This window comes from Desulfobacter curvatus DSM 3379 (genome assembly GCF_000373985.1).
Classification (GTDB): domain Bacteria; phylum Desulfobacterota; class Desulfobacteria; order Desulfobacterales; family Desulfobacteraceae; genus Desulfobacter; species Desulfobacter curvatus.
In genome coordinates, this window is the sequence record NZ_KB893082.1 from 1 (window position 1) to 14385 (window position 14385).

A 14385-nucleotide genomic window follows, 5' to 3' on the forward strand; every position below is an offset into this window, starting at 1 on the left:
TGGGGATGGTTGAGAGCACAAGAAATATCAACGGTGAGGTTAGTCATGAGAAACGCTATTATATATCCAGTCTTGAATGTAATTCTCAGACATTTGGAGAGGCTATCAGAAAACATTGGGGTATTGAAAATTCGGTTCACTGGGTTTTGGACATAGCCTTTCGGGAAGANGAAAGCAGGATCAGGAAAGGGTTTGGGCCGGAAAACTTTGCAGCAATTCGCCATATAGCCTTGAACCTGCTCAGAGAGCATAAAAATTTTAAAGGCAGTGTCAAATCCAAGCGGTTGAATGCAGCAATGGATCCGGATTATCTAAAAGAGGTGGTGTTTGGATGACAGTTGCCAATATCGAAACTATAGGCTCTTCGGGATATTTACTTGCGTTGGCCCTGGATCATAGATGAGCTGACCCAATACTATTTGGCCCGGGCATCCGTTGAAAAGCAATACGGCATGCTTGCTGACTATCAGGCCGATAAGGTCGTGCTCGATTTTTTAACAACCCGGAAAATTCAGTTGCAGTCTGTCCTTAAAACAAAAGGGAGATCCATGGAACTTGAGGACGCCAATAAAGCGACATTGGAATATTTCCGGGGTTGCGCCAAGGGCAGAACTGCAGGAACTGCCGCAGACCGGGTATGTGATAAGCGTTATATTGATATAAGAACCGGGCATCTTTACGTGAAAAACAGTGAAGGAAACTATGATGAATTTACCAGGAAAGGGGCGTTTTTCAAAACGGTTCCCGCAGATCTTCCCCTCCTTTTAAAAGGAAAGGCCGTGTATCCCGTTTCAAATAAAAATTATCTGCTTTATTCCCGGAAAGGGCATCTGCCCAATTCCTGGGTAAAGGTTCTGCCTGCCATGGCACCACACCCCAAGGGCTGGTCCCTGGAAACCATTCTTGTGGGTCTGAATTTTAACGCCTCAGAATATAACAGAAAAATCGCCCGAGGTGGAACCGAAAACCCGACGATATTTCAACGCCCTTGAAAGGGTAAGAAACGCCAATCATGGAATTTAGCCTCCTATGGTTGTGCGATTTAACGAAAAACTGGATTATCGAGTGAATAGGAAAGATAAACGGAAACCACAGATCAACTTGTTATGCCCTGTGATGGTTTTGACACAGCTTATAAGGACACAAAATTTTTGTGGAAAACAAAAAAGGCCTTACGGATATAGCGGAAAAGCAACACGATCTTGTTTATTGATTCAAAAAATCAGCCATGGCACAGACAAAATCGCCAACCGCCGTTTGAACATATACGTCCCAATTTGAACCATGCCTATAGAAGGCTGTGGAAGCAATTTTTTTGGTAATTATTGCATTCCGATAAGATTTAAGCTTGTCTGTGTTCATAATCTTCAAAATCGCCTCTTTCCCCATACTTTCCGACAGCACCTTGGGGATATAGGCTTTAAGTATCTCCCACAAAAAATCCCTATTGGCAACAACCTCACTAATGTGGTCAGCTACCACGGCCTGGAAAGCAAAAATTTGTTCGCTGGTCCTTTGGGACAACACAAACAAAGGCACGCTTACATCCGATTCATGAATGCGAATGAGCATGGACGTTTCAGCCTCGGCATAAGTGGCCACAAGCTCCATGATATCCCGGATTAAATCCCAGCGGGTATCCACATGATCCAGGAGACATTCTTCATAATCATCTTCCAGTAAAAAGGCGGTGAGTACCTCGGCCACAGCAGATGAAAACACCCCTCCCTTATTGGCGGAACTGTCTTTGATCTGCTTGATGCCGGTGGATGAGGCAATAAACCGCCTGGCTGCATCGTCAAAAAAAACATTTGCCCCTTCCACGATGTATTTTAATTCGGCAAAGTTGTCGGTAAAGGCCCGGACATTCCCCCGGTTAATGGTATCCTTGAACCCTCCGCAGGGGATGAACGCCTGGATATTTGCTTGTTCTAGATATTTGCGGTTGGCCGGGTCTGTGAGAAAATTTTTGTGAAACACGGCCCCATCCGGCACGAGAGTACCGTCAGGAAGGATAATATTTTTTCCCTTCAGGGGAACCATAAAGCCCTTGGGTCCCAGTTTTTCCGCAGGGAATCCCAAAGAGTTCACCCGGGGGGTAGTGTGGCGCATGAATGCGATTTTTGTCAAACTCTGCCTGTCCAGGCCATCCGGATCAAACAAAATGGCCCCACCATCAATCACCAGGCAAATTCTTCCACTGTAGCACTGAATCTCATTGGCGCCCAAGTCGCCGTCCGGGCCGCCGGTCATCATCAGATTCAAATCCTCTTCTTTGGCTCCGTAGTGCCGGATCATGGTGCGAAACGCCGCCATGACCGAGGTTGTGGTCATTCCGCTGACCATGATCCTGTTACCGATACATTTCCAAATTTCATCCATGTCAGATGCAATAATTTCGGTTTCCCCGTTAATGGCAAGTTCCGTTGAATTTTCGTCATGGGCCAGCAACCCGAACGTATCACCATTATCCAGGAAGCCGTAGGTATCGTGCGGAATGCCAAAGCTTTTGCCCGTGGTAATAGTGCGCCAGTGTTCGTATCCCCGCTCCTTTGCCCGCAGGGCCACCTTGTCCATCAAAGGTGCAGTACCTTCATCCGGACCAAAGAAGATCATTTCAGGTTTTTTATATAAATCCACCACGTTGGGATCAGGCAACATAAGATCCATAATCCCGTCGGTATAATCATACAGGGCTTGCATGCCGTAGGTGGCATACAAAGGATGGGGCACTACCACACCCTTAGATCCGCTTTCGCAGATATCCTTGTGCTTCAGGCGCTGGGCCTTTGGCCCTAAAGCATAGTTGAGCAGCACAGCATTATCCAGTTCCATAGCATGGTTAGCCGGTGTTACCCGGATCATGCGAAGTCCGCCCCTGGCAATGTCGTCGGCTCGAAGGTGGGTGCCGCTTGCATAGTGGCCATTGACATAGAAGATGCCGAATACAAATTGCTCAAATACCAGGGGATCTAGGATTCTGTTGTCCATCCTGAAAGCGAAGGAGCGCTTCTCCGATTTATAAAAATTAGTCTTTAAAGTAGCGCAGATAAATTTGAACATAAAAGTAAAAATATCCTGCCCCATGGGATCATTCATGAACCTTACGGCCAATATTTTCTCAAACCCACCCCAGGTCCTGTTCAGTTTATCCTCGTTACAATCACAAAGGCCTACCGGATTAAACCTGTCATCAAACAGTTTAAACAGGAACTTAATCAAGTCAGGATGGGTGCAGGCGGTTTCCATTATTTTTCTGGACACATAGGTGAACTTGTTGGATTCGTGGATCCGGGATGCAAAGGCGGCCTTATGATCGGCACTTTCCAGGCAGTCCATGATCTCTTTATCGCTGCCGTTGCCCCGTTCCTTATAAATGAACATATGGGTAAAATCCACAGCATTCCCGGCAAAAAGCATCTGTCTGAAACTTAAGCTGCCATTCACGTACAGCTGTACAATTTCTGAAATTCTAAAACTCAAAAATGCCCGTAGGTCATCAATAATCAGCTTTTCCAGGGTGCCGGACAGATCACCAGTAACATAGACGGAACAAATGGAAGAGGGTACGCATGCTTTGGTGTGGTAGGGTTCCCAATATGCCCTGGTGATGGTTAAACCATGGTCGGCAAACAGCCTGCGCAGCACTGCCATCTGGGGTTTTTCAAAATCAGAGTTAAACATAAATCGGGTTTCACCAATGTCGGCCAGGGGGGACACGTCAATCACTGGAGTAACCTGTTTTTCCACTGTTTTTAAAAACATTTCGTACCGGTTGCGTACTAACCGGGGGGTCTGATGATATTCCCGGTCTAGGTCAAAAAGAAACCGCGAACCCGACAGCTTTTCTATAGGTATATCCAGCACGCTTTCTGATCGGAATACATAAGTGTAGTACTCTTTTTTCGAATTGTAATAGTATTCCCTGCGGTGGCCAACCAACTGACTGTCCAGCATACTTTCCATGGCCTGTCGAGTTTCGGCTGTGGCAATGCGCACCCGCTGGGTCTGGCAGTTTTTAACAAAGCCGAAATCAATGTCTGCCACCCAGGGAAACAGATCAACAGAATCGCCTTTAACCCGAAGACTTTTGGCAATGGATGAAAGAATGTTTGTTAAAAAATCCTTGGTAATGGTTTCAAAAAAATAGGAGGGCAGGGCAAGATCATAAAGCAGGATACCCGCAGCCCGGTTAATACAGTCGGCAGTAATCAAACCTTGTGAGGATAGATCAATGACCGCTTGATACAAAAGACTGGAGTTAAGATTCACTCGCTTGGCCTGACTTATAATATAAGTACCTGCTGAAACTGTACTGGTGCTCGGGGCTTTCATGGGATCTCCTTGGAATTGAGATCAGTCACTTTTGTTTAAATATGGTTCACGCTAAACCGGCCATAATTGAGTTCACTGATATCGATAGAAGGGGTTTCGTCGCAGGCCATTTCCGACAGAACAGTGCCCACGCAAGGCGCAATGCCGAAACCGTGGCCGGAGAATCCAAAAGCCAGAATCAAACCGGGAACCTCTTGGACATGGTCGAGTACTGGGACTTTATCCTCGCACCAATCAATAAAGCCGACCCAGCTGCGAACCACTTTTGCGTGTTTCAAAGCGGGTATGAAACCTATTATCCCTTTGCATGTTGCTGCCGTGGCACTGGCCGGCGGATGGTCTACCACACTTTTAACAGTGCTGGAATCCAGGGGAGTACCCGCACCGAAAATAAAAGAGCCATGGGCCGTTTGATGGCCGTAAAAATCAGCCATAGCTGTGCCAAGCATTTGATAAAACATGGGTGGTTGTGCATCGGTGATCAGGGTATCCAGTGCAAGTTTCTTCATAGGCACTGTTATGCCGACGGTTTTTGCGATCGCTTGGCTTTCATAACCGGCAGCCAGGACAATTTTTTCTGCTTCAAACTCCCCGCTGGTGGTGATGACCTTTCTCGCCCGGCCGGCAACCTTTTTTATCGCCAACACACTTTGTTCAAAAAAGAAATGTACGCCAAACATATTCGCTTTGCTATAAAATGCTAACGTTGTCAGCAACGGATTTGCATGACCATCACTTTGACACCAGCTGGCCCCGATCACTTCATCAGACAGGTGCGGACAAATTTCTCTAACGTCTTCACCGCTTATCATCTTCACATCAAGGCCCAGGGAAACCGCAACATCGGTGAGCCCCTGCAGGATTTTAAGATGTTCATCAGTTTTACCCAGCCGAAGATTCCCCCGCTGGTAATATTCGACATCGGTCCCCAGTTCTTCGGATAGATGCGGCCAGAGATTCTTCACACCATACATTGCCAGAGGCAGTTCTCTTTTGTCCCTGCCTGATTGTCGAACCCCACCACCGTTTCGGCCGGAGCCGCCATATCCGATTTTATTCCCTTTTTCCAGAACAATGACCGTTTTCCCTTTTTTAGCTAAATAGTAGGCGGTCGAACAGCCTATAATACCGCCCCCTATGATGATCACATCTGCATTTGCCTTCATTCGTTTTTTTCTCCCAACGCCGGATTTGCCAATTGTTCAATACTCAAGGGTTGGAGTGGCGGTCTGACCCGAAGTGTGCCAACCTGTGTAATATCAAGCGAATAACGCTCTGCGATAATTTCGGCAATTGTTGCGCCGCACATTCTTCCCTGACAGGGGCCCATCCCGGCACGCGTCCTCCCTTTAACCTGGGCTGGATGGCGTGCCCCTTTAGCGATCGCGTCACGGATCCGACCCGCGGTCAACTCTTCACAGCGACAGACAATCGTCTCATCGTCGGGCGGGACCAGTGCCTGCCGGCTCGGTGGAAAGACGTGGTCGATGAAGGGGCGAATCAGCTTTTCCCGATGTGCGTTTTTCAGGTACGGCTGAGCCAGACGATCGCGCTCTGTCTCGGTGAACACCTCCAGGCTGCAGGCGGTATCAATGGCAGCGATATGGCCGGCAATTTGTGCGGCTGCCCCTCCATTGATGCCACCGGCATCTCCAGCCACCGAAACGCCGGGCACGCTCGTTCGACCCCAGCGGTCAAGCGCCGGCCGCCAATAACGCTGCGGGTCGTACCATTCGTGTTCGCAATTGAGCAATCGGCTAAAACGCAGGTTCGGCACCACCCCTTCATGCAGCAGAACCTTTGCTGCAGCCATTTTCAGTAGTTTGCCACGGCAGGTAAATGCCAATCCTTCCGCCTGATTCTTACCAAGTACGGCCAGGTCGCGACAACCTGTGTAAAGCGGCACGCCTGCGCGTTTCAGCTTCAGTCTCATCTGCAACCCTTTAAGAAGGTAACGGCTTTGGCATAATGCCCCAGGCAGGTAGGCCATTGCCTTGAAGTAATCCTTTAAGCCGGCCGTTTCCACCATCGCAGAAATTTTAACACCGTTATCAACCAGGTGGCAGGCAACCAGTAACAACAGCGGCCCGCTGCCCGCCAGGACAACCGGACCTTCGGGTACCATATCTGCTGACTTGAACAGGATATCCGCCGCTGCGGCGCCCATCACCCCGGGAAGCGTCCAATTGGGAATCGGCACCGGCCGCTCTTTTGCCCCGACGCTGAACAGAAGCCTGCGGCCGCGCACCCGCCGGGGTATGCCTGCGGATATCAGGTCAACATTTAGCGCGTTATCGATATTCCAGACACTGTTATTCGGCAGGTAGGTGATACCGGATGCACGAAATGACTCGACCAGTTGCTTGCCGGCAAGATAGTCCTTGCCAAGCGTATCAGCATTTTCAGGAAGGCTGCGCTCGATTGAACGATAGAGCTGCCCACCGGGTTCGGGTTGCTCATCCACCACCAAAGTTGAAAGACCCAGTTTGTCGGCAGTGATTGCCGCAGCAAGACCGCCGGGGCCGGCACCAACAATAACCATGTCGTAGCACTTATTCATTGGCCGGCTCCTTTGTGACGTACTGTCGCTTAACCACCATCCCGTCGCGCACTTGGATCTTGCAGGCCTGCTGATTTGGGACGCCGTCAATCTCCATGAGGCACTCATGGCAGACGCCCATAAGACAGTAGGGTGCACGGTGTGCCCCGCTGATAGGCGAAGTCCGGTTATACCCGGCCCCAGCCGCCATAACAGCCGCTATAACGGTTTCAGTTGCCGGAACTTCCAACGATTCGCCTTCGAAGGTAATCGTCACCCGATCCACTCCGGGTCTGTTATCATGCAATCTTTTAAACATCTAAAACTCCTGACAGTAAACAAAAAGCCCCAGTTCAGCTGGACAGGCTGATTTTTTCCCTCCTGATATTCGCCGAGAATGGGATGATGTGTGATTCTGTTATCCTTTTTATTAGTAAAAGCCGAATTGCTCGCCAAAAACATGGTTGCTGCCTACCAGCGGAATACCTGTCATTGCACAGCTTTCCAATGTCAAGGAACGCAAATCTTCCCTCTCCATGTTACGCAGTTTGGTTTTCCCTGCAGCTTTGGCAATTAATACTGCTTCGTTGGTCATACCGGTTATATAATTAGCTACACGTTCTGCAGCCTTATCTATATCCAACCGTTTGCGCATTTCCGGATCCTGGGTACCGATCCCAAAACCACATTTGCCGGACTGACAATTCATGCAGGCCACACACCCCATGGCAATCATAACGCTTTGGCCAAGGGCTACGGCATTTGCACCGATGGCGATGGCTTTGGCGACGTCGGCCCCATCCTTAATTCCTCCTGATACGATGATGCTCATCTCATCCTTGACATTAATATCTTCCAGCGCACGGACTGCCTGCACCAGTGCTGGGAGGGTGGGGATACCAAGATTGTTGGCGGCAACAACAGGGGCTGCGCCGGTACCGGCCTGGGCCCCGTCGATGACCACGCCATCGGCTCCGGCCTTGGCGGCAATCTTGACATCATCTGCCACGCGGCCGGCGGCAATCTTAATAAAGATGGGAATGCGGTTGTCTGTCACTTCGCGTAGTTGTTTAATTTTGATCACCATGTCATCGGCACCAAAAATATCTCCATGACGGATATGACTGTGCAAATCAATTCCTTCAGGCAGCTGCCTGAATTCGGCCACTTCCTTGCTTATTTTGCTTCCCATGAGGTGACCGGAAAGTCCCGGCTTGGCACCGATTCCAACCATAATTTCCAGGGCATCGGCTGCCTCAATGGACCGCAGGGAAAAACCAAAGCGGCTAGGCAGTATTTGGATCACCTGTTTATAGGAGTTGGCCTGTTCTTCCGGCAGCAATCCGCCTTCACCATTGTTGATGGAGGTGCCGACAATCTGGGTTGCTTTAGCAAGTGCGATTTTGGCTTCCTTGGAAAGGGCACCATAACTCATGCCGGAGATCATGATCGGTGTTTCAATCACCAGCGGTTCGCTGCAAAAACGTCCGCCAAGAACCGTTTTAGTATCGCAGGGTTCCCGGTAGGTATCAATCGCCATCCTGGTAAGTTGTGATGGGAGCACCAGCAAGTCGTCAAAGGTTGGAAACTTGCGGGGGGTGCCACAGCCACGAATACGGTGTTTGGCATATTCGGCCTTGTATTTAATCTCCGAAATAACTTCCGGGGTCCAGAGTGAATGGGGAATATCCTTTACACGTATGACTTTTTCCTTAGTATCTGTACTTATCGCATCATTCATGACTCAAGGCTTTTTTTATGTGTAGGTTTAAAGAGGGTATAAGTGTGTCGGCCGGAGGTCATAGGGCGGACGGACTTGAATTTAGCCGCGTCGGCATCAATCTCATACTGTTCCAACAGAGCCGCCAGGCTCTCAGCTTCTTCATGGCTAATTTTATGAAATTCTACATTTCCGCCCAATTTGCTTTCCGCTTCCGGATCTCTGGTGTGGAGTAAACCTCGGTACATGGATTCACCAAATCCGAGACCGATTTTGCCAAGTACCACAATGCGTCCTCCCAGAGTCATCTGTCCGGTCCAGCGGCCGCAATCTCCACAGATAATAAGGTTTCCGCCCTTCAAACCAACGCCGGCCCGACTGCCGGTTGAGCCATATATCACCAAATTGCCGCCGATCATGGATGGCCCTGCGTTGGATCCGGCATTCTGCTTGATGATGATTTCGCCTGAACACATATTGTCTCCGGTATACCAACCGGTATTACCCTCAATGATGAGTGACGGACCTTCCAGAAAACCGCCAGTGTAAAAACCGGTAGAGCCTTTAACTGTAATAGATCCTTTTCCAATAAGTGCCGTACCCAGGTTATGCATGGACGCGGGATGTTCGATGACAATGTCTGCATTGACACCGAGTTTTTTTTTTATGATGTTATTAAGTTCCTTACTGCTTAGGTTTCTGCTGTTTATATTGACCATACTTTTACCTCCCCTGGTTCCATTTCATGGGCAAAGGCATCCTCAAAGATGGGCGTGAAGCTAATCTGTTCGGAACCGAATAGAGTGATATCGTCACGCTCAAGAATGAGGAGCGGCTTAATGGCCAGACGATCTTTCACCACCCCGATCCGGGTCGGCGTACTAACCAGGAGAGTAAAAATGCCGTCAAGATTTTCCAGGGCTAAATGCAGAGCTTCTTCCAGGGAATAGCCCTGGTCGCCAATGAGCCAGCCGATATATTGCGCCGCCATTTCTGAATCGTTCCGGGTCTTGAAGCGAATCCCTTTGCGCTCCAGAAACCGGCGCATATTGAAGTAATTGGTGAATTGGCCGTTATGTACCAGAGACATTTGCGGTGCCAATGGCGATACAAAAGGGTGAGCCGCGTTGATATTCTCAGCACTTTCCGTAGCCAAGCGTACATGGCCTATGCCGTGGGTACTTTTTCGATTTCTGATAGTGTGGCAAGTCCTTAAATTTTTGGAAGTCCCCTGATCCTTAAAGACGCGAAGGCTGTCACCAATGGAGTGGACACAAAGGGCCGGTTCATTATTAATGGCTTGGTGAAGAGTTAGTATATCTGTATCCTTGATAATCAGCGAAGCATTATAAAAAGTGAAAATTCCTTTGCCCTGGTAACTGTCACTGTGTTCAATGGTGGCATATTGTTTAATGATGGACTCAAGTTTGTCCAAATACGAGGCATTGACCATGGTGGCTCGAAGCTGAACCAAACCATTGGGCTCTTCGTATACAGCTACCCCGGTGGCGTCCATTCCCCGATGGCGGACGCAGTAAAGCATGTCTAAGAGATCACTGGCCAGAGCGTCAGATCCTCTGGAGATTATCCCGGCAATACCGCACATGATGTCTCCTTTTATGGAATATATTAGTATTTATGTTCTATTGAATTTGCCGTCATTCGCCTACATGTGGTAGGAATAATAATCAACTTCCCAGTCTGTCACATTTGTCCTGTATGCTTCCACTTCAGCCGTTTTCATTGATAAAAAGTTGTTGATCAGTGGAGATCCAATCGCATCGTTCAGCACTTCATCTTTTTCCAGATTTTTCAATGAACGGTACAGGGATAGTGGCACATTTTTATAATGACCTTCATTTTCCCGATACAAATCCCCAAGAAATGGTTCACCAGGATCAAGTTTTTTCTTAATGCCATCAAGTCCGGAAATCAGTGCTGTCGCAAGGGCAAGATAGGGGTTGGCTGATGCACAGGCAGCACGCAACTCCACACGAGTGGCCTTGCCCCGTTCATCCGGAACACGGATATAGGTCGTGCGGTTATCTAACCCCCAACCTATGAAGTAAGGGGCAAAGGCATCCCGCATGAATCTCTTATACGAATTGGTGGTGGGGGCCAGAAAGGCGGTCATTCCTTCAGCATGACGGATTTGTCCAGCAATAAAGTGGCGCATTAACGCACTCATTCCATATTTGTCAGTGGTGTCTTCAAAACAGTTTACTCCAGTTTTCAGATCGTCAAGGGAGAAGTGGATATGGAACCCTGATCCGCCTGCTTCGTTACTCGGTCTTCCCATAAAGGTAAAATGTAGATCATGCATATAGCCCAGTTCCTTACAAACATTTTTAAAAGTAAAACTCTGGTCCGCTTGAACAAGGGCTTCGCTGTGTTTCCAGTTAAATTCATACTGGCCGGCAAAATACTCATTATTGTAATAGAGGACGTCAAAACCCATCTCTAAAAGATAGGATTGTAATTTTGACATGATTCCAAGAGGATCGGTTCGCGGAGAGGTCGTATACAATGTACCTTCGCTGTCGGCGTAGGGTTCTAAACCATTCTCGCCTTGTCGGTAGATGTAAAACTCAAGTTCACTTGCAGCAATAGGACATAGGCCAAGCTCATTATATTGCTTGATCACACGCTTTAGCAACCAACGCGGCGATTGCGCAAACGGCTCATCTTTTACATAGATATCTCCTATCATGCGTGCAGTTCCGTCAAGATAGGGAACAATGGTAAAAGTGTTTAGGTCAGGTATGATTTTCATGTCGCTATAGCTCACTTCATCAGCGACACCTGAGTCCTCAGAAATATCGTTGTTGAGCATAACGGCAAAGACGACCTGGGAGCTGGTTATGCCTTCTTCAATAATTTCGTCAATTCTATTGGCAGGTAGCGATTTATTTCTAGAAACACCATGCAAATCCGGAAACTCGACTCGGATAGTATGGATATCTTTTTCTTTAATTATTTTTTTTATTGTCTGTTTGTCCATGTTTATTCCCTTTTCTTTCTTAATGAGAGCCGTTGTCGGCAGTGATATTGTTTTGAGTGTCAGTCAATCCATACACAGTCCACCCAAAACACAACAACTTTGTTAAAAAATATCTTACATTTATGTGCTATACTTAACATGTAGTTTCATATTATTCAACTTTTTTTCATATTATGAAATATTTTGAATGGATCAACTAATTCCATGTCTGATGTGCAAGTTCGATAATACCACTAAGCCGCTCCATTACTCGTGCCGTTACAGGTGCTTGTTCGGGTGGAAATGCAACTGCATATTTTACTGGGGGGAAAGACAGGAAAGCTAAACCGCCACCATACGGGGTTAATTTTATATTCAGCTTTCCCTCGGCAGTCGTTATAACCAAATCCGTCAGATCCAGTTTACGCAAGTCTGCACGAAGTGATTTATCGGTGTTTAGCATTTGAGTAAGTAACGCTCCATAACTCGTTTTGAATTTGCAAACAAAGCGAGTATTGCTGTAATGCACTGAAAAGACATCATTTATAGTTATTTCTTTTTGCAAATAAAAATGAATCAATACCGTTCCGCCAAGCCACTGTTGTTTTTTGGTGAAGGTTATCCGCAACCCGGTTATTGATTGAGGAAGCTCTGTGAATTCTACCTCTCCGGAATCTGTCATCTCAATGTCACCCCAGAGCGGAATAAAATATCGGGATGTTGATAGAATAGCGTTGCCGGCTCTATCCAACAGTTTTGAATTGCTTTTCATGCTTCAATATCCTGTTGACCGGAACGTATTGTGTAAGCCTCTGCTACAGGGAGAACAAAAACACGACCGTCACCATGGTTGCCGTCTTCTGTGCGTGCAGCATCTATGATAGCCTTGACAACGGCATCTTTTTGCGAGGCATCTACCATGGTAAAAATCATTTCTTTAGGCAGATCTTTATAATTAATATTACCTACCTTAAGGCCACACTGCTTGCCGCGGCCAATGACAGGAAATTTGGTGAGCGCCTGAACACCAATGGCGGAAAGCGCTTCGGTTACGTGAAGCATTTTTTCAGGTCTAATGATTGATTGAATGAGATACATATTTCTCTCCTATAGTAATTGATACGGTATTCAACAAGCTGTCTTCTGTTTTGATCTGTGAAAACAAGCTTTCAGCATGTAAAAGCGTGCATGAGTATATGTGTTACTTTTTATGCCTGTTCCACCACGGGCTGAGTTACAATTGGGTTTATGGCAAAAGTGGCAGGGATGCCGTCTTTGAACTGTTGTTTTTCAACAAGCCCCCACTCTTCCTGCGCATCTTTCATAGAAAGCGGCTTGAATAAAGGCTCCTTTATTACAAAATGTAACCAGAAAAAGGCATATGCGATGGTCAGGATAAACATCAAGCCCACGATTGTAAAAATATCACTTTCCATTTCCGGAACCGGAGCAACATGAATGACGGCGTATACGATGCCCAGAGAACCAATAACTTGAGGGATTGGATACAAGGGTGTTTTATAGGGTCTTCGGGTATGAGGGCAACGAATACGCAGAATGATCACATTAATATGGGCGACGATGTACGTGAACAACCAAGAACAGCAGGCAGATAGGATGTAGATAATAATATTGGGGGCCTCATGGATTCCACCGAAAAAAAAGGCTCCTATCGCACCTGCGAAAACCAATGTGCCAATCCATGGCGTACGAAAACGGGGATGGATAATTCGAAAAAAACCAGGCAATTCATTACTTATCGCCATTCCGTAAAGCATTCTTGGCACCACACTTATGACGGTGTTCAGAGTGCTTGCACTGGCTAAAATTGAAACAATTGCAATCCAGATCATGCCAGGACGCCCTAAAACTGCAAGAGCCATATCAACATGGGGATGGTTTGAACTTGCAAGTTGCTCTGCCGGTACATACTTCAGGGAAGCAAAGCCATAAATAAGATTGACCGCAAAAATTGCAATGAGTCCGTAAAACATTGCTCGGGGAATATTTTTTTCAGGTTTTTTTGTCTCTTGGGCCATAGGCGTTACATATTCGATGCCGATGTACAGCCAGATGGCCAGGGCTGTCATGCCAAACACGCCAACCCCCAAGGGATTAAAAGGGCCCTGGGGGATCTCGGGGGCAGGAAGCGCTCCAATACCTGTCAAGCCTATGAAGCCAAGAATAGTCATTGAGCCCATCATGGACATTGTAAAAAAGATTTGCAGTTTGGCAAAGATATCGACACCGATAACGTTTGTGATAGTGAGGATACAGAGCATAATTCCACCCCAAACCACCGGAGGAATGCCGGGGATAAAGGTCTCGGTGATAACATCTCCGGCAACAGCCATTTCCGCTGGAATTGCCAGAAGCATTGGAATGACATAACCGAGAAAAACAGCCGCCATTGCCGGCAAAGCACCCAAGGTAACCTTAGTGTACGAACGAATGCCACCGACATGCGGCATCATACAGGCCAGTTCCGCGAAACTTTGTGCAGAAAAAAGCTGCAAAAACCAAGCAGAAACCATGGCAATAACAAAACCGCCTCCTGCTAAACCCATTCCTTGCCCTAGTGAAACCAAAGTGCTTGCTGCAACCACCAGTCCTACTGCCACAGAAAAACACGACCAAAACCCAAGCGTTTTCTTGAGCTGTACATTCTTTGTCATTACAAACCTCCTAAACGATACATTGTATATTAGCTATCGCTCTATTTGTTTAACATTCTTGTAATAAATTCATTACATATTTGATGTGTTCTTATCACACCCCCTATTTGCATGCAAATGATTTTTAATTATATTC

13 protein-coding genes are annotated in these 14385 nt (G+C 47.3%); 2 read left to right on the forward strand and 11 right to left on the reverse strand.

What is annotated here, in order from left to right; translation table 11 throughout:
• Positions 1-5 precede the first annotated feature (5 nt).
• Entirely contained in the window at positions 6-335 is a 330-nt protein-coding gene (locus tag B147_RS0119065; protein WP_425387036.1) for an ISAs1 family transposase, read from the forward strand.
• A 42-nt stretch (positions 336-377) separates the two neighbouring features.
• Complete coding sequence (locus tag B147_RS0119070; RefSeq protein ID WP_020588806.1) at positions 378-992, forward strand: hypothetical protein; 615 nt, start codon at positions 378-380, stop codon at positions 990-992.
• A 214-nt stretch (positions 993-1206) separates the two neighbouring features.
• Here B147_RS0119070 and B147_RS0119075 read toward each other — a convergent pair whose 3' ends face one another.
• From B147_RS0119075 to B147_RS0119125, 11 genes are all read right to left on the reverse strand, one after another.
• Complete coding sequence (locus tag B147_RS0119075; protein ID WP_020588807.1) at positions 1207-4335, reverse strand: NAD-glutamate dehydrogenase domain-containing protein; 3129 nt, start codon at positions 4333-4335, stop codon at positions 1207-1209.
• Between the two features lie 35 nt (positions 4336-4370).
• Positions 4371-5501, reverse strand: coding sequence for an NAD(P)/FAD-dependent oxidoreductase (locus tag B147_RS0119080; RefSeq protein ID WP_020588808.1), 1131 nt, complete (start codon positions 5499-5501; stop codon positions 4371-4373).
• Positions 5498-6895, reverse strand: coding sequence for an FAD/NAD(P)-dependent oxidoreductase (locus B147_RS0119085; protein WP_020588809.1), 1398 nt, complete (start codon positions 6893-6895; stop codon positions 5498-5500). Before B147_RS0119085 ends, B147_RS0119080 begins: the two co-directional genes overlap by 4 nt.
• Positions 6888-7193, reverse strand: a complete 306-nt coding sequence (locus B147_RS0119090; RefSeq protein WP_020588810.1) for a (2Fe-2S)-binding protein — start codon at positions 7191-7193, stop codon at positions 6888-6890. Before B147_RS0119090 ends, B147_RS0119085 begins: the two co-directional genes overlap by 8 nt.
• A gap of 111 nt (positions 7194-7304) precedes the next feature.
• Entirely contained in the window at positions 7305-8615 is a 1311-nt protein-coding gene (locus B147_RS0119095) for an FMN-binding glutamate synthase family protein (protein ID WP_020588811.1), read from the reverse strand.
• Positions 8612-9313 (reverse strand): GltB/FmdC/FwdC-like GXGXG domain-containing protein, encoded by a 702-nt coding sequence (locus B147_RS0119100; protein ID WP_020588812.1) that lies wholly within the window; start codon positions 9311-9313, stop codon positions 8612-8614. Before B147_RS0119100 ends, B147_RS0119095 begins: the two co-directional genes overlap by 4 nt.
• On the reverse strand, positions 9301-10200 hold the full coding sequence (locus B147_RS0119105) for a class II glutamine amidotransferase domain-containing protein (RefSeq protein ID WP_020588813.1): 900 nt from the start codon (positions 10198-10200) through the stop codon (positions 9301-9303). Before B147_RS0119105 ends, B147_RS0119100 begins: the two co-directional genes overlap by 13 nt.
• Positions 10201-10260: 60 nt before the next feature.
• Positions 10261-11595 carry a glutamine synthetase family protein gene (locus tag B147_RS0119110; protein WP_020588814.1) on the reverse strand — a complete coding sequence of 445 codons (1335 nt, stop codon included), beginning with the start codon at positions 11593-11595 and terminating at the stop codon, positions 10261-10263.
• 196 nt (positions 11596-11791) lie between these two features.
• Entirely contained in the window at positions 11792-12346 is a 555-nt protein-coding gene (locus B147_RS0119115) for a DUF3156 family protein (RefSeq protein WP_020588815.1), read from the reverse strand.
• Positions 12343-12672 (reverse strand): P-II family nitrogen regulator, encoded by a 330-nt coding sequence (locus B147_RS0119120; RefSeq protein WP_020588816.1) that lies wholly within the window; start codon positions 12670-12672, stop codon positions 12343-12345. Before B147_RS0119120 ends, B147_RS0119115 begins: the two co-directional genes overlap by 4 nt.
• A 110-nt stretch (positions 12673-12782) precedes the next feature.
• Positions 12783-14249 carry an APC family permease gene (locus tag B147_RS0119125; protein ID WP_020588817.1) on the reverse strand — a complete coding sequence of 489 codons (1467 nt, stop codon included), beginning with the start codon at positions 14247-14249 and terminating at the stop codon, positions 12783-12785.
• Between the last annotated feature and the right edge of the window lie 136 nt (positions 14250-14385).

What these genes read in the sequence shown, in the direction of transcription:
- B147_RS0119075 (WP_020588807.1), bottom strand. Translation starts at nt 4,335, where the DNA reads ATGAAAGCCCCGAGCACCAGTACAGTTTCAGCAGGTACTTATATTATA.
- B147_RS0119080 (WP_020588808.1), bottom strand. Translation starts at nt 5,501, where the DNA reads ATGAAGGCAAATGCAGATGTGATCATCATAGGGGGCGGTATTATAGGC.
- B147_RS0119085 (WP_020588809.1), bottom strand. Translation starts at nt 6,895, where the DNA reads ATGAATAAGTGCTACGACATGGTTATTGTTGGTGCCGGCCCCGGCGGT.
- B147_RS0119090 (WP_020588810.1), bottom strand. Translation starts at nt 7,193, where the DNA reads ATGTTTAAAAGATTGCATGATAACAGACCCGGAGTGGATCGGGTGACG.
- B147_RS0119095 (WP_020588811.1), bottom strand. Translation starts at nt 8,615, where the DNA reads ATGAATGATGCGATAAGTACAGATACTAAGGAAAAAGTCATACGTGTA.
- B147_RS0119100 (WP_020588812.1), bottom strand. Translation starts at nt 9,313, where the DNA reads ATGGTCAATATAAACAGCAGAAACCTAAGCAGTAAGGAACTTAATAAC.
- B147_RS0119105 (WP_020588813.1), bottom strand. Translation starts at nt 10,200, where the DNA reads ATGTGCGGTATTGCCGGGATAATCTCCAGAGGATCTGACGCTCTGGCC.
- B147_RS0119110 (WP_020588814.1), bottom strand. Translation starts at nt 11,595, where the DNA reads ATGGACAAACAGACAATAAAAAAAATAATTAAAGAAAAAGATATCCAT.
- B147_RS0119115 (WP_020588815.1), bottom strand. Translation starts at nt 12,346, where the DNA reads ATGAAAAGCAATTCAAAACTGTTGGATAGAGCCGGCAACGCTATTCTA.
- B147_RS0119120 (WP_020588816.1), bottom strand. Translation starts at nt 12,672, where the DNA reads ATGTATCTCATTCAATCAATCATTAGACCTGAAAAAATGCTTCACGTA.
- B147_RS0119125 (WP_020588817.1), bottom strand. Translation starts at nt 14,249, where the DNA reads ATGACAAAGAATGTACAGCTCAAGAAAACGCTTGGGTTTTGGTCGTGT.